Source organism: Cedecea colo (assembly GCF_011808225.1).
In the GTDB taxonomy this organism is placed as follows: domain Bacteria; phylum Pseudomonadota; class Gammaproteobacteria; order Enterobacterales; family Enterobacteriaceae; genus Dryocola; species Dryocola colo.
Genome location: NZ_SOYS01000006.1, coordinates 103,868 through 118,854, shown reverse-complemented (window position 1 = coordinate 118,854; position 14,987 = coordinate 103,868). Strand labels below are relative to the sequence as shown.

The 14,987-nt window shown below is 55.0% G+C and carries 11 protein-coding genes; 8 read left to right on the top strand and 3 right to left on the bottom strand.

The window, feature by feature from the left end:
• Nucleotide 1 precedes the first annotated feature (1 nt).
• The 5 genes from E2L00_RS13935 to E2L00_RS13915 all read left to right on the top strand — a co-directional run bounded on the left by E2L00_RS13935 (nucleotide 2) and on the right by E2L00_RS13915 (nucleotide 6,103).
• Nucleotides 2-451, top strand: a complete 450-nt coding sequence (locus tag E2L00_RS13935; RefSeq protein WP_167612851.1) for a flavodoxin — start codon at nucleotides 2-4, stop codon at nucleotides 449-451.
• Between the two features lie 373 nt (nucleotides 452-824).
• Nucleotides 825-2,177, top strand: coding sequence for an MFS transporter (locus tag E2L00_RS13930; protein ID WP_167612607.1), 1,353 nt, complete (start codon nucleotides 825-827; stop codon nucleotides 2,175-2,177).
• A gap of 5 nt (nucleotides 2,178-2,182) precedes the next feature.
• Nucleotides 2,183-3,523 (top strand): enolase C-terminal domain-like protein, encoded by a 1,341-nt coding sequence (locus tag E2L00_RS13925; RefSeq protein WP_167612849.1) that lies wholly within the window; start codon nucleotides 2,183-2,185, stop codon nucleotides 3,521-3,523.
• Nucleotides 3,524-3,550: 27 nt separating this feature from the next.
• Nucleotides 3,551-4,891 (top strand): glucarate dehydratase, encoded by a 1,341-nt coding sequence (gene gudD / locus E2L00_RS13920; protein WP_167612605.1) that lies wholly within the window; start codon nucleotides 3,551-3,553, stop codon nucleotides 4,889-4,891.
• Nucleotides 4,892-4,954: 63 nt separating this feature from the next.
• Nucleotides 4,955-6,103, top strand: a complete 1,149-nt coding sequence (locus E2L00_RS13915; RefSeq protein ID WP_167612603.1) for a glycerate kinase — start codon at nucleotides 4,955-4,957, stop codon at nucleotides 6,101-6,103.
• 49 nt (nucleotides 6,104-6,152) lie between these two features.
• Here E2L00_RS13915 and E2L00_RS13910 read toward each other — a convergent pair whose 3' ends face one another.
• Nucleotides 6,153-6,494: a helix-turn-helix domain-containing protein gene (locus E2L00_RS13910; protein WP_167612601.1), complete on the bottom strand. Its 342-nt coding sequence runs from the start codon at nucleotides 6,492-6,494 to the stop codon at nucleotides 6,153-6,155.
• A gap of 31 nt (nucleotides 6,495-6,525) precedes the next feature.
• The gene (locus tag E2L00_RS13905) at nucleotides 6,526-7,608 is read right to left on the bottom strand and encodes an MBL fold metallo-hydrolase (RefSeq protein WP_236127750.1); all 1,083 of its coding nucleotides are present in this window, start codon (nucleotides 7,606-7,608) and stop codon (nucleotides 6,526-6,528) included.
• A 240-nt stretch (nucleotides 7,609-7,848) separates the two neighbouring features.
• Between E2L00_RS13905 and E2L00_RS13900 the strand changes: the two genes are divergently transcribed.
• Entirely contained in the window at nucleotides 7,849-8,421 is a 573-nt protein-coding gene (locus tag E2L00_RS13900) for a TetR family transcriptional regulator (protein WP_167612599.1), read from the top strand.
• Nucleotides 8,422-8,480: 59 nt separating this feature from the next.
• On the opposite strand, the gene barA is transcribed toward E2L00_RS13900, so the two are convergent.
• The gene (gene barA / locus E2L00_RS13895; protein ID WP_167612597.1) at nucleotides 8,481-11,237 is read right to left on the bottom strand and encodes a two-component sensor histidine kinase BarA; all 2,757 of its coding nucleotides are present in this window, start codon (nucleotides 11,235-11,237) and stop codon (nucleotides 8,481-8,483) included.
• A 59-nt stretch (nucleotides 11,238-11,296) separates the two neighbouring features.
• On the opposite strand from barA, the gene rlmD reads away from it, so the two are divergent.
• Both rlmD and relA read left to right on the top strand, forming a co-directional pair.
• Nucleotides 11,297-12,610, top strand: a complete 1,314-nt coding sequence (gene rlmD, locus E2L00_RS13890; RefSeq protein ID WP_167612845.1) for a 23S rRNA (uracil(1939)-C(5))-methyltransferase RlmD — start codon at nucleotides 11,297-11,299, stop codon at nucleotides 12,608-12,610.
• A 48-nt stretch (nucleotides 12,611-12,658) separates the two neighbouring features.
• On the top strand, nucleotides 12,659-14,887 hold the full coding sequence (relA, locus tag E2L00_RS13885) for a GTP diphosphokinase (RefSeq protein WP_167612595.1): 2,229 nt from the start codon (nucleotides 12,659-12,661) through the stop codon (nucleotides 14,885-14,887).
• Nucleotides 14,888-14,987 lie beyond the last annotated feature (100 nt).

Below are 14,987 nucleotides of genomic sequence, written 5' to 3'. Positions count from 1 at the left end.
TATGGCCGAAGTGGGTATTTTTGTTGGCACCATGTATGGAAACTCGCTGCTGGTGGCAGAAGAAGCCGAAGCGATTTTGAAGAAGCAGGGACATCAAGCGACGGTGTTTGAAGACCCGGCGCTGTCAGACTGGCAACGCTATCGCCAACACTACGTGCTGGTGGTGACCTCGACCACCGGCCAGGGCGATTTACCCGACGGTATCGTTCCACTGTTTCAGGCCATAAAAGACGAAGTGGGTTATCAGCCGGAGTTACGCTACGGACTCATTGCCCTGGGCGACAGCAACTACGACCATTTCTGCGGCGGCGGTAAAAAGTTTGATGCGCTGCTACAGGAGCAGGGCGCAACGCGAATCGGGAGCGTGCTGGCTATCGATGCCAACGATCATCCTGAGCCTGAAACGGTAGCCAATCCCTGGATTGAGCAGTGGGCGAACTTGCTAAATTGAGTTAATCCTGTCCAGGCGGGTAAGCGATAGCGCTACCCGCCTTATTTTTGCGGGGCATGGCACCTGCGTTTATCTGTCCTGCACGCTGCCTCCCGGCCCACCCCAATTTCTCCTCGATTTTCAAATTTGTTGCAAAAAGCGTGAACCATCCCTCGGCTTTATGGACGAATGCCACAAACTGCTCAAACGGCGCGCCTCAAACTTGTGTCTTTGCACGATGAGGCCGAACGGTTCCCTCCCTATACTTTCTCCCGGTTAAGTAATAAAACCGCGCAAACCAAGCGTAGTAGCTCGTTCGCTAATAAAAATATCGTGCAAAAACAAAGCACCATTCCCGTTACCCTACAAATATTGTTTAGTTCAGGAGTCCACCATGAACACAATTAGCCAAACGGCGAGCGTGGTCGAAAAAAGGACCAACGCCCGCTACTGGATAGTGGTGATGCTGTTTATCGTCACTTCATTTAACTACGGCGACCGTGCCACCCTGTCGATTGCCGGTTCTGAGATGGCAAAAGAGATTGGCCTTGACCCTATTGGCATGGGATACGTTTTTTCCGCGTTCTCCTGGGCCTATGTCATCGGCCAGATTCCCGGCGGCTGGTTGCTTGACCGTTTCGGTTCGAAGCGCGTCTATTTCTGCTCCATCTTTATCTGGTCAATGTTTACCTTGCTACAAGGTTTCGTCGACATCTTTAACGGTTTTGGCATTATCATCGCGCTGTTTACGCTGCGTTTTCTGGTAGGCCTGGCCGAAGCGCCGTCCTTCCCCGGCAACAGTAGAATCGTGGCAGCGTGGTTCCCGGCACAAGAGCGCGGCACCGCAGTCGCTATTTTTAACTCTGCGCAATATTTTGCCACCGTTATCTTTGCTCCGATCATGGGCTGGTTGACGCAAACGGTCGGCTGGTCGCATGTTTTCTTCTTTATGGGCGGGCTGGGCATCATCATTAGTTTTATCTGGCTGAAGGTTATCCACGAGCCAAATAGCCATCCGGGCGTTAACAAGCAAGAACTTGCATACATTGAAGCCGGTGGCGCGCTGATCAATATGGATCAGAATAAAACCAAAGGGCATGTTCCGTTCGCACAGAAATGGGGGCAGATCAAACAGTTGATTGGCTCGCGGATGATGATTGGTATCTATATCGGCCAGTATTGTATTAATGCCTTAACCTACTTCTTTATTACCTGGTTCCCCGTTTATCTGGTACAGGAAAAAGGCATGTCGATTCTCAAGGCGGGTTTTATAGCCTCGGTGCCGGCGGTTTGCGGATTTATGGGCGGCGTGCTGGGCGGAGTTATTTCTGACTGGCTGCTGCGTCGTACCGGTTCGCTAAATATTGCTCGTAAGGCACCCATCGTACTGGGGATGTTGCTCTCGGTCAGTATGGTGTTCTGTAACTATGTGCAGGCTGAATGGATGGTGGTGGGCTTTATGGCGATGGCCTTCTTCGGCAAAGGCATTGGCGCATTGGGCTGGGCCGTGATGGCCGACACCGCGCCAAAAGAGATCAGCGGCCTGAGCGGCGGCCTGTTTAACATGTTCGGCAACGTTTCCGGCATCGTGACGCCAATCGCTATCGGCTACATTGTCGGCGTATCCGGCTCGTTTAACGGTGCGCTGATTTACGTAGGGATCCACGCCCTTGTCGCGGTGCTTAGCTATCTGGTCATCGTTGGCGATATCAAACGCGTAGAACTGAAACCCGCCGTCACAGGATGATAATGATGAATACTCAAGCAAGTCCGATTATCACTGAAATGAAGGTTATCCCGGTGGCCGGCCATGACAGCATGCTGCTCAACATCGGCGGGGCGCACGGTGCCTTTTTTACCCGCAACATTGTGGTGCTTACCGATAACGCCGGCAACACCGGCGTGGGTGAAGCGCCTGGCGGCGAAGTGATTTACCAGACTCTGGTCGCTGCAATTCCGCAGGTTGTCGGGCAAGAAGTCGCGCGTATGAATCGCGTAGTGCAGAACGTCCACAAAGGCAATCAGTCAGCCGATTTTGACACTTTCGGCAAAGGCGCCTGGACCTTTGAGCTGCGCGTTAACGCGGTGGCGGCGCTGGAAGCTGCCCTGCTGGATTTACTGGGCAAAGCGTTGAACGTGCCGGTTTGCGAGCTGCTTGGCCCAGGAAAGCAGCGCGATGAGGTTACCGTGCTGGGCTATCTGTTCTATATCGGCGATCGCAACAAAACCGATCTGCCTTATCTGGACGGCAAAAACGCCAGCCACGCCTGGTATGAGCTGCGCCATCAGGAAGCGCTGAACAGTCAGTCGATAGTGCGCCTGGCGGAAGCCGCGCAGGACCGCTACGGTTTTAAAGATTTCAAGCTGAAAGGCGGCGTGCTGCCGGGCGAGCAGGAGCTGGACGCTGCCCGCGAACTGAAAAAACGCTTCCCGGATGCGCGTATCACCGTGGATCCTAACGGCGCGTGGCTGCTCGATGAAGCCATCGAGTTATGCAAAGGCATGGGCGATGTGCTGACGTATGCCGAAGATCCCTGCGGTGCGGAGCAGGGCTATTCCGGGCGTGAAGTGATGGCGGAATTCCGTCGTGCGACCGGCCTGCCTGTCGCCACCAATATGATAGCCACCAACTGGCGCGAAATGAACCATGCTGTAATGGTCAACGCGGTAGATATTCCGCTGGCCGATCCGCATTTCTGGACGCTGAGCGGTGCCGTGCGTGTAGCGCAGCTGTGTGACGACTGGGGACTGACCTGGGGCTGCCATTCGAATAATCATTTCGATATTTCGCTGGCGATGTTTACCCATGTCGGTGCGGCAGCGCCGGGCAAGCCGACCGCAATCGACACTCACTGGATCTGGCAGGAAGGCGAGCAGCGCCTGACAACGTCCCCGTTACAAATCGTCAATGGCAAAATCGCCGTTCCTGATGCGCCAGGGCTTGGCGTGGAGCTGGATTGGGAGCGGGTGCTGAAAGCGCACGAAATCTACAAGTCGCTGCCCGGCGGGTCGCGTAACGATGCCGCCGCCATGCAGTACCTGGTGCCCGGCTGGCAATTCGATCGTAAGCGTCCGGCTTTTGGCCGCGGATAGACATTTTTTGAGAACAAGGAACGAATAATGAATACATCAACTTCGACTCCAGTAGTGACTTCCATGCAGGTAGTTCCCGTCGCCGGGCATGACAGCATGCTGATGAACCTGAGCGGCGCACATGCACCGTTCTTCACCCGTAATATTGTGGTCGTTAAAGATAACGACGGCCATACCGGCGTGGGTGAAATTCCGGGCGGAGAGAAAATCCGCCAAACGCTGGAAGATGCGGCTGCGCTGGTCGTGGGGAAAACCCTCGGCGAGTACAAAAATATTCTCAACGATGTGCGCCAGAAATTTGCCGATCGTGATGCTGGCGGCCGCGGCACGCAGACGTTTGATTTGCGCACCACGATCCATGTCGTCACGGGTATTGAAGCGGCGATGCTTGATCTGCTGGGTCAGCATCTTGGCGTGAACGTCGCGAGTCTGCTGGGCGACGGGCAGCAGCGCAGCGAAGTGGAAATGCTGGGCTATCTGTTCTTTGTAGGCAACCGCAAGGCCACGCCGCTGCCTTATCAAAGCCAGCCGGATGAAAAATGCGACTGGTATCGTCTGCGCCACGAAGAGGCGATGACGCCGGATACCGTGGTGCGCCTGGCAGAAGCCGCTTACGAAAAATATGGCTTTAACGACTTCAAGCTCAAGGGCGGCGTGCTGGCGGGAAGCGAGGAAGCCGAAGCGGTAACCGCGCTGGCAAAACGTTTCCCTCAGGCGCGCGTTACGCTCGATCCAAATGGCGCATGGTCGCTCAACGAAGCGATTAATCTGGGTAAACAGCTGCGCGGCGTGCTGGCGTATGCCGAAGATCCCTGCGGCGCTGAGCAGGGTTACTCAGGACGTGAAGTGATGGCGGAATTCCGTCGTGCTACGGGCCTGCCGACGGCGACGAATATGATTGCCACCGACTGGCGTCAGATGGGCCATACGCTTTCGCTGCAATCCGTGGATATTCCGCTGGCCGATCCGCATTTCTGGACCATGCAGGGTTCGGTGCGCGTAGCGCAAATGTGCAATGATTTTGGCCTGACCTGGGGTTCCCACTCCAATAACCACTTCGATATTTCGCTGGCGATGTTCACCCACGTGGCGGCAGCCGCACCGGGTAAAATCACCGCCATCGATACCCACTGGATCTGGCAGGAAGGCAACCAGCGCCTGACTAAACGGCCGTTTGAAATTAAAGGCGGCATGGTGCAGGTGCCGACGACGCCGGGCCTGGGCGTGGAGCTGGATATGGATGCGCTGATGAAAGCCCATGAGCTGTATCAAAAACACGGGCTTGGCGCACGTGATGACGCTATGGCAATGCAGTACCTTATCCCTGAATGGTCTTTTGATAACAAACGCCCTTGCATGGTGCGTTAAGCGGCCACCGGTGTCCACGGGCACCGGACAGTATGACAACTTCCACATCGCGACGGATGGCATATGAAAATTGTAATCGCACCAGACTCCTGGAAAGAGAGCCTCAGCGCTCTGGAGGTGGCGACACAGATAGAAGCAGGCTTCAGGGAGATATTTCCCGATGCCAGCTATGTGAAACTGCCGGTCGCAGATGGGGGCGAAGGAACCGTGGAAGCAATGGTCGCCGCAACGGAAGGCAGCGTTGTCGAAGTTGAGGTAACGGGGCCGCTTGGTAAGCCCGTCACAGCCTTTTACGGGCTCTCCGGCGATAGCGAGTGCGCTTTTATCGAAATGGCGGCGGCCAGCGGGCTGGAGCTGGTTCCGGCTGCGGAGCGTAATCCCCTTATTACTACGTCATGGGGAACGGGCGAGCTCATTAGCCATGCGCTGGATCGCGGCGTTAAGCACATTATTATCGGCATTGGCGGTAGCGCAACAAACGATGGCGGCATTGGCATGACGCAGGCGCTCGGCGCCAGGCTGCTGAACGAGAAGGGCGAGCAGCTGGGGTATGGCGGCGGCGAGCTTGCAAAGCTGGCCTCTGTCGATATCAGCGGGCTGGATAAACGCCTGCGGGATTGCCGCATCGACGTGGCCTGTGACGTTACCAATCCCTTAACCGGCGACGAGGGCGCTTCGGCTATTTTCGGCCCGCAGAAAGGGGCATCGCCGGCAATGGTGAAGCAGCTGGACGCGGCGCTCGGGCATTATGCAAAAATCATCGCCCGCGATCTGGATATCGACGTGCTGACGCTGGCGGGCGGCGGTGCCGCTGGAGGGATGGGAGCCGCCCTTTACGCCTTTTGTGGCGCCGAACTGCGGCAGGGTATCAATATTGTTACCGAGGCGCTTAACCTGGATGAGCTGGTGCGTGACGCGGACCTGGTTATCACCGGCGAAGGCCGCATCGATAGCCAGAGCATTCACGGCAAGGTGCCGGTTGGCGTGGCAAAAGTGGCAAAACGCTACAACAAGCCGGTCATCGGCATTGCGGGCAGCCTGACTAAAGATGTTGAAGTGGTACATGAACACGGGCTGGATGCCGTATTCAGCGTGTTATATACCGTTTGCACGCTTGAAGAGGCGCTGGAAAACGCCGGAGATAACCTTTGCCGGGCGGCCAGAAATATTGCCGCAACGCTTGCGGTAGGACGTTCGCTGCTTAAACCATGATAAAAGAAACTCCCGAACGATGACGTTATCAGGCGGGAGTTTAGCTTCATCAGGCTACCTGTCTGATATTATTTTTGCGGTAGGCCGAGGGAGAAACATTGTACTTCTTGCCAAAGATGCGCGTAAAAGATTGCTGGGAGTCAAAACCGTAGCGCTCTGAAATATCAACGATTCTGTCGCTGGTGTTTACCAGATCGTCAGCGGCCAGCATTAGCTTTCTGTCCCGGATCCAGGTTCCCATGCTTTTTCCCGTGGTACTGGTAAACATTCGTTGCAGATACCATTTTGAATAGCCGGAATGTTTTGCCACATCCTCAATTCTGAGCGGCTTATCCATATTGTCTTCAATCCATTCGATCAGGGATTCCATGAAGTGCGCTGGCATGGACATAAATCCTCCTTTTTTATGCAGATGTCGATCGTTAATCGGCTTTTGCTTCCCACCAGGAAAGAAACCGTTGTTGCGGGTCGTTCATTTTCACCACTTCTCCCATTTCTGGCGTCAGCAGCTTGTAAAGTTTGGCTTTGCTTGCCGCCGCAATCCTTTTCCAGGGATCGTACCAGCTATGATTCGACATAGAAAAACGTCCGGCGTGCCCCGGTAACATTACCTTTGCGTGCAAATCAGCGGCGGCAACGGCGGTTTCTTCCGGCAGCATATGAATATTTTGCCAGGCCGGGTCGTACTGGCCGTTTTCCAGGATAGCGAAATCGAGCGGGCCAAACTGTTCGCCAATAGTTCTAAAATGTGGGCCGTAGCCGCTGTCTCCGCTGTAGAAGACTTTATGGCGAGGCGCGACAAACATAAAACTGGCCCACAGCGTTTTGTTAGCGGTTAAACCGCGCCCGGAGAAATGCCGTGCCGGCAGAACATGGATAGTCAGATCGTCCGCCACAATCACCTTTTCGTGCCAGTCCAGCTCGTGAATGATTTGCGGCGCAAAACCCCAGGCTTCCAGATGCGATCCAACGCCGAGCGCCGTGACTATCTGCTTCACTTTAGGTTTCAGCGCCGTAAGCGTCGGGTAATCCAGATGATCCCAGTGATCGTGGGAGATAACCAAATAATCGATCTCTGGCATATCAGCCGCTTGCCACGGGTAATGACCGTTAAACGCCTTATTCATGAAGGAAAAGGGCGCGGCATAGCTACTGAACACCGGATCGATAAGAATTTTATGGCCGTTCATTTGCATGAACCACGAGGAATGGCCGAGCCAGATAACCACATCCTCGTCGCTTTTCAACGTCTTTAAATCGGTTTTAACCACCGGCAGCGCGCGTTCAGGTTTGGTTTCGCTATGTTTTACGAACAGATATTCCCATAACACGGATAAAAAGCCTTTGCCGTTGGTGTACATCGGCGTCGCCGTTTCGTTATGAAACTTACCGTCACGCCAGTTTGGCGAGGCCTGAATTCTTGCAAGACGCTCTCCGTCCGGCAATTTACCAAATTCAATCATGGAGAAGAGCCTGGCAAAACCAGCGATACTGCCTGCTAACATGGTAACCACCGAAATGAACGTTTTGCTATAGAGGCGACGGGGCTTGTGCGGCGTCATAAAAACGAACTTGTTATTGAGTGAGTGGGCACTCATTATAAAAAACGTTTGCCCGCCGTCAATCACATTTTTGTCAGCCTGATGCCGGTAAAATGAAAATACCGCAGGCCGCTAGTCATGGTTGCTCAGGCGCGGACTAACATGGTTTAATTTTGTGGAAAATCGCAAGATCTGTGAGGAAATGTGGCTCGTCCAAAAAGTGAAGACAAACGATTAGCGCTTCTCGAAGCGGCAAAAGAGGCGGTGGCTGAGTCAGGATTGGGTGCTGCAACGTCGCTTATCGCAAAAAAGGCTGGGGTCGCTGAGGGCACGCTGTTTCGCTATTTCGCCACCAAAGATGAGCTGCTCAATGCGCTCTATCTCCATCTCAAGACTGGTCTGGGCAAAATGATGATGGAGAATTATCATCCCGATGCTTCGGTAAAAGAGCGCGTTCGCACCGTGTGGAGCGGTTTTATTGACTGGGGATTGATATCTCCCACCGGCAGCAAAGCGATGCGCCAGCTTGCGGTTTCTGACAAAGTCACTGAAGAAACGCTGCAGAAGGTCGCACAGCTTTACCCTGAGCTGCACGAACTGGCCAATGCCTGCGTGACGAGCGAGTTTTTCTCCTGCGGGCAATCCGCTTTTGCCGATGCGATATTTTTCTCCCTGGCCGAAACCACCATGGAATTCGCCTCGCGTGATCCTCTTGAGGCCGGGAACTATAAAACGGCGGGCTTTGAGGTGATGTGGCGGGCAATGACAAAAGGGTAGGTCGGGTAAGCGCAGCGCCACCCGACACCATGTTGTCGCGTTGATTCCCTCTGCATCCGTTAACCCAGCGTCTTCTGAGCCTCTCTGGAAACGTTATCCATCTCATCAAGCAGTTCAAGCAGCTCGGGTTCCAGCTCCTGCGGCGTGACGCCGTTGCGCATTTCATGTTCAAGCTGCTGACAGAGGTTTTTCAGCCGCGGTACGCCGCTGTAGCTACAGCTACCGTGCAGCTTATGGATAATATCCGCCAGCCCTGGCGGATCCTCGCCTACCAGCTGTTCTTCGACGGTATTACGTACCTCAGGCAGGAAGGCCAGCAGCATTTGCAGCATATCCCGCGCCAGATCGGGCTTGTTCGCAGCCTGGTGCAGAGCCAGCGTCCAGTTGAGCGTCTGGTTTTTATTATCCGTTGGCGATACGGCATCCGGCGGCACCGGAAGCGCGGCAGGGATGTTGCCTGGCTGATAGCGTACCAGCAGGTTATGCAGCTTCTGCTCTTCGATAGGCTTGGCGAGATAGTCATTCATCCCGGCGCTAAGCAGCTTCTCTTTTTGCCCCGCCATGGCGTGTGCCGTCACGGCAACAATCGGCGTTTGCTGATGATGCGGCAGCTGGCGGATCAGCTCGCAGGCGCGGATACCGTCCATGCCCGGCATCTGGATATCCATCAAAATAATATCTATCTGCATCTGTTTGGCGCGGTCGATGGCCTGTAGACCGCTTTCACACAGCACAACGTTCTGGACATGGTCTTCAAGCAAGGCGCCGATCAGCTTCAGGTTGGCCGGGTTGTCGTCCACGGCCATTACCGTCATCGGGAATTTGCCGCTGCTCACGCCTTCGGAAAGCTCGGGTATCCGGCTGAATGAGCGGTTTGCCAGCATTGGCAGCAGGCGCGTTGAGGTGATGGGTTTGAGCAGGCAGGCGGTAACGCCCTGTTTTTTTAGCGATTCCGCGCTGACGTAGGTATGGCACGGCAGCGCCAGAATCAGGCAGTCCGTCATGGAGGTTGCCCGCACCATCTTCGGATTATCCATATTCAGCGTATCGGTGGCGTTCACCGGGATACCGATAAGCAGAATGTCGTAGTGTTCGTCGGGCAGCATCGAAAAGGACGGGCTATAGACTACGGTTAACGGTGTCCCGGCCAGCAAATTCAGGGTGCTTTGGGCCGCGGAGGCGTTCTGTTCGACGTAGGCGATACGCTTTCCGGCCAGGTTTTCGGTGGCATGCCCGTCCAGCATGGCATTCGGGTTTAAATCGAGATTAACGTGGAACCAGAAGGTAGAGCCGCGGTTAGGCTGGCTGTGGAAGGAGATATCGCCTCCCATTTCATTAACCAGTTTTTGCGTGATAACGAGGCCAAGGCCGGTTCCGCCGTGGCGGCGTGAAATACTGGCATCCGCCTGGCGAAACGCCTGGAACAACCGGGACTGTTCGCGTGCCGGAATGCCGATGCCGGTGTCGTGGATCTGCATCTCGATTTGAACTTTGTTATTGCCCTGCGAGCGCTTCTCAACCAGCAGATCGATATTGCCGCTTTCGGTAAATTTAATCGCGTTGCCGACCAGGTTAGTGATTATCTGCTGCAGACGCAGCGGGTCGCCAATCACATTATCCGGCACGTCATTTTTGATATTCAGCGTCAGCTCCAGACCTTTGTCGTGAGCCGAATGGGCCAGTAAAATCACTACTTCATCAAGCGTACTGCGCAGCGGGAAGGGAATGCTTTCGAGAATCAGCTTGCCCGCTTCGAGCTTCGAGAAGTCCAGCACGTCGTTGATGATGGTCAGCAAATTGTTCGCCGAGCGCTCGATGGTATACAGATGGTCGCGCTGGGTCTGATTGAGATCGGTTTTTAAGGTCAGGCGCGTAAAGCCAATGACGCCGTTGAGCGGGGTGCGCAGTTCGTGGGACATATTGGCCAGGAATTCAGACTTGATGCGCGCGGCTTCCTGGGCGCGTTTCTTCGCTAAATCCAGCTCAACGTTCTGGATTTCCATCTGCTCCAGCGTTTCGCGCAGGTCGGACGTCGCCTGGTCAACATTATGCTGCATCTCTTCGTGATAGGCGGTGAGCGACATGGCCATTGAGTTAATGCCGTTCTTCAGCATATCCAGCTCGCCCAGCATAAAACCTTCGACGCGGCTATCAAGCTGCCCGCGACGGATGCGGTCAACGGTATTCACCATATTGCGAATCGGGCCTGTAACGTCGCGCATCAGCCGGTAAGCGAACAGCATCGCAATGCCTATGCAGAACAGCATCATCATCGTCGAGATAAAAATTTCCCGATACTGCTGCAGGCGCACGGATTTAAGATCTAACTCCACGGCGACATAGCCAAGCGTATTTCCGGCAGGCTTAGCCTCGGTAACGGCTGATTCATCCGGAGAATAGCTTTCAGAAATGATTGGCGTGCGCAGGATAATAACGTCGCCTTTGCGCGCCACGCTTAAGCTTTTCGGCGGTTTCTGCCCGTCAGGCAGCTGCAGCGTCGAAGGGCTAAGTTGAAAATTGGACGTAACAAATAGCTTATTTTTTTCATCAAAAACGGAGACGGCTCGCACAATGTCCGAGTGACGACGGTGCAGAACACTGACGAGCTGGCGGATAGATTCGCGGCTGTGGAAGCTCATGCCATATTCACTTGCCACCGCAAGCGGCTCAATGATGCTGGCGCCGGCATCTTCCAGCTGTTGCTGTAAGTCGTTGTAACGATGAACAACAAAAAAAGTACTGAGCAGCAAACCGATCATCATCGTCGGAGCCAGAATCAGGATCATCATGCGTGCCCGCAGGCTGTAGTTGGTCATGGGGTTCCGATATGGGACAATTAAAGCAACGGTTAATAGTTAAGAGTTCAACTTCACTTATGGCGCAATTCTACTCTGCAAAGCGGCGGGTTACGACTCGTCAGTTAATAACCGTGACGGTTAACGATCTGGACCCGTTTGGCCAGGGCGTAGCGCGCCACAACGGAAAGGCGCTATTTATCGCGGGCGCTCTGCCAGGCGAGCAGGTCGACGTCACTATCACCGATGATAAACGCAACTTTGCGCAGGCAGTGGTGAAGCGGCGTCTGAACGATAGCCCGGAACGCGTGGCGCCTCGCTGCAGGCATTTTGGCGTCTGCGGCGGCTGCCAGCAGCAGCATGCAAGCGTTGCGCTGCAACAGCAGGCAAAATCTCATGCTCTGGCGCGAATGATGGGAACGCGAGACGCACCGCGGAAGGTCGATGATATCATTGCCGGCCAACCCTGGGGCTATCGCCGCCGCGCCCGGTTAAGCCTGAATTTCCATCTGAAGTCACAGACCTTACAAATGGGCTTTCGCAAAGCGAGCGATAAAGAGCTGGTAAATATTTATCAGTGCCCCGTTTTAGCGCCCCAACTTGAAGCATTGCTGGAACCTTTGCGCCAATGTTTGTCTGCATTAAAAGCCGTCCGTCGTTTAGGGCATGTGGAGCTGGTGCTTGCGGATAGCGGCCCGTTGATGGTGTTGCGCCATCTCAGCCCGCTTGAAAACGGCGACCGGCAAAAACTGGAACAGTTTTCGCAAATGACCGGCGTAGCGCTGTTTCTTGCCCCGGACAGTGAAACGCTGGAAGCGCCCGGAGATGTTGTTCCCTGGTATGATTCAGACGGGCTACGCTTAAGCTTTAGCCCGCGTGATTTCATCCAGGTAAATGACGCGGTGAATCAGCAAATGGTTGCCCGCGCGATCGACTGGCTCGATGTACAGCCAACAGACCGGGTATTAGATCTGTTTTGCGGCATGGGGAACTTTACGTTGCCGCTGGCAAAACGGGCTGCGTGCGTTGTCGGCGTGGAAGGCGTTGCTGCGCTGGTGGCGAAAGGTGAATATAATGCCCGGTATAATTCGCTGAAAAACGTCACTTTCTTTCATGAGAATCTGGAAGAGGAGGTCACGCGTCATCCCTGGGCTGCGTTGGGGTTTGATAAAATATTACTCGACCCTGCACGAGCAGGTGCGCCCGGCGTGATGCAACATGTGATTAAACTTGCGCCACGGCGGGTAGTCTACGTTTCCTGTAACCCCACCACGCTTGCGCGTGACAGCGAAGCGTTATTAAGCGCGGGTTACCAGATTCGGCGGCTGGCAATGCTCGACATGTTTCCCCACACTGGGCACCTGGAGTCAATGGCGCTCTTTGAGCGTATTTAAGCGGTTAATCAGGAGCGGCCTGATGCGAGTATCCGACAGGAGAGGACAATGGTTGCGGTAAGAAGTGCACATCTCAATAAAGCTGGCGAATTTGCGCCCGATAAATGGATTGAAAGTCTCGGGATTACCAACCAGCAGTCATGTGAACGCTTAGCCGAAACCAGGCGTTATTGCGAACAGCAGACCAAAGGCCATCCGGATGCGGAGCTATTGCTGTGGCGCGGCGTCGAGATGGTAGAGATCCTCTCCATGCTCAGTATGGACAACGATACGCTGCGGGCGGCGCTGCTGTTCCCGCTTGCCGACGCGGGCGTGGTCAGCGAAGAGGTCATGCGAGAGAGCATTGATAACCAGGTCGTCACGCTGATTCACGGCGTGCGCGACATGGCCGCTATTCGCCAGCTGAAAGCCGCTCATACCGATTCTGTCTCTGCCGAGCAGGTGGATAACGTTCGTCGTATGCTGCTGGCGATGGTGGATGATTTCCGCTGCGTGGTCATCAAGCTTGCCGAACGCATCGCCCATCTGCGCGAGGTTAAAGATGCGCCGGAAGATGAACGCGTCCTCGCCGCGAAAGAATGTACCAATATCTACGCGCCGCTCGCCAACCGCCTTGGCATTGGGCAACTGAAGTGGGAGATGGAGGATTACTGCTTCCGCTACCTGCATCCGGCGGAATATAAGCGCATCGCCAAACTGCTGCATGAACGCCGGATTGACCGCGAACATTATATCGATGAGTTTGTCGGGTCGCTGCGCAAGTCGATGAAAGAAGAGGGCGTCAAAGCCGAAGTGTACGGTCGCCCGAAACACATCTACAGCATCTGGCGCAAAATGCAGAAAAAATCTCTCGCCTTCGATGAGCTGTTCGATGTGCGCGCCGTGCGTATCGTTGCGGAACGCCTGCAGGATTGCTACGCCGCGTTGGGCATCGTGCATACTCATTTCCGCCACATGCCGGACGAGTTCGACGATTACGTCGCTAACCCGAAACCCAACGGCTATCAGTCAATTCATACGGTGGTGCTGGGGCCGAACGGTAAAACCATCGAAATCCAGATCCGCACAAAGCAGATGCACGAAGAGTCGGAGCTGGGGGTTGCGGCCCACTGGAAATACAAAGAGGGCAACGCGCGTAGCGGCAACACGGGCCATGAAGATCGTATCGCCTGGCTGCGTAAGCTGATTGCCTGGCAGGAAGAGATGGCGGACTCCGGCGAGCTGCTCGACGAAGTGCGCAGCCAGGTCTTCGACGACCGCGTGTACGTGTTTACGCCAAAAGGCGACGTGGTGGATTTACCTGCGGGCTCCACGCCGCTCGATTTTGCCTACCACATCCACAGCGATGTTGGGCACCGCTGCATCGGCGCTAAGATTGGCGGCCGTATCGTGCCGTTTACCTACCAGTTGCAGATGGGCGATCAGGTTGACATCATCACTCAGAAGCAGCCGAACCCAAGCCGCGACTGGCTGAACCCGAACCTCGGTTACGTTACCACCAGCCGCGGACGCGCCAAAATCCACAATTGGTTCCGCAAACAGGATCGCGATAAAAACATCCTCGCGGGGCGTCAGATTCTGGATGATGAAATCGAACGTCTGGGTATCAGCCTGAAAGAGGCGGAAAAACACCTGCTGCCGCGCTATAACTTCAATGAAATCGACGAGCTACTGGCGGCGATAGGCGGCGGCGATATTCGTCTAAACCAGATGAGCAACTTCCTGCAGGCACAGTTTAACAAACCGACTGCCGCCGAACAGGACGAACAGGCGCTGCGCCAGTTAAAACAGAAAACCTACGCGCCGCAGTCGCGCAGCAAAGACAACGGCCGCGTGGTGGTTGAAGGCGTGGGTAATCTGATGCACCACATTGCGCGCTGCTGCCAGCCGATTCCGGGAGATGAAATCATCGGTTTTATTACCCAGGGGCGCGGGATCTCTATTCACCGGGCGGACTGCGACCAGCTAGCCGATCTGCAATCCCACGCGCCAGAACGTATCGTCGACGCCGTCTGGGGTGAAAGCTACTCCAGCGGTTACTCGCTGGTGGTACGCGTGACGGCAAACGATCGCAGCGGGCTGCTGCGCGATATCACCACCATTCTGGCGAACGAGAAGGTGAACGTGCTGGGCGTGGCGAGTCGCAGTGATACCAAACAGCAGCTGGCCACCATCGACATGAATATTGAAATCTATAACCTGCAGGTGCTGGGCCGCGTGCTCGGTAAGCTGCATCAGGTGCCGGATATTATCGATGCGAAGCGGCTGCACGGCTGATTTTTACGGCCTGTGACCTTCCAGGTCGGATAAGCGCGAGCGTCATCCGACATTATTTGGTGGATGGCGCTTCGCTTATCCACCCTACGCAAAACGTATA

Excerpts from the sequence above, each read along its gene's own strand:
- E2L00_RS13935 (WP_167612851.1), top strand. The coding sequence starts at position 2 with ATGGCCGAAGTGGGTATTTTTGTTGGCACCATGTATGGAAACTCGCTG.
- E2L00_RS13930 (WP_167612607.1), top strand. The coding sequence starts at position 825 with ATGAACACAATTAGCCAAACGGCGAGCGTGGTCGAAAAAAGGACCAAC.
- E2L00_RS13925 (WP_167612849.1), top strand. The coding sequence starts at position 2,183 with ATGAATACTCAAGCAAGTCCGATTATCACTGAAATGAAGGTTATCCCG.
- gudD (WP_167612605.1), top strand. The coding sequence starts at position 3,551 with ATGAATACATCAACTTCGACTCCAGTAGTGACTTCCATGCAGGTAGTT.
- E2L00_RS13915 (WP_167612603.1), top strand. The coding sequence starts at position 4,955 with ATGAAAATTGTAATCGCACCAGACTCCTGGAAAGAGAGCCTCAGCGCT.
- E2L00_RS13910 (WP_167612601.1), bottom strand. The coding sequence starts at position 6,494 with ATGTCCATGCCAGCGCACTTCATGGAATCCCTGATCGAATGGATTGAA.
- E2L00_RS13905 (WP_236127750.1), bottom strand. The coding sequence starts at position 7,608 with ATGTTAGCAGGCAGTATCGCTGGTTTTGCCAGGCTCTTCTCCATGATT.
- barA (WP_167612597.1), bottom strand. The coding sequence starts at position 11,237 with ATGACCAACTACAGCCTGCGGGCACGCATGATGATCCTGATTCTGGCT.
- rlmD (WP_167612845.1), top strand. The coding sequence starts at position 11,297 with ATGGCGCAATTCTACTCTGCAAAGCGGCGGGTTACGACTCGTCAGTTA.
- relA (WP_167612595.1), top strand. The coding sequence starts at position 12,659 with ATGGTTGCGGTAAGAAGTGCACATCTCAATAAAGCTGGCGAATTTGCG.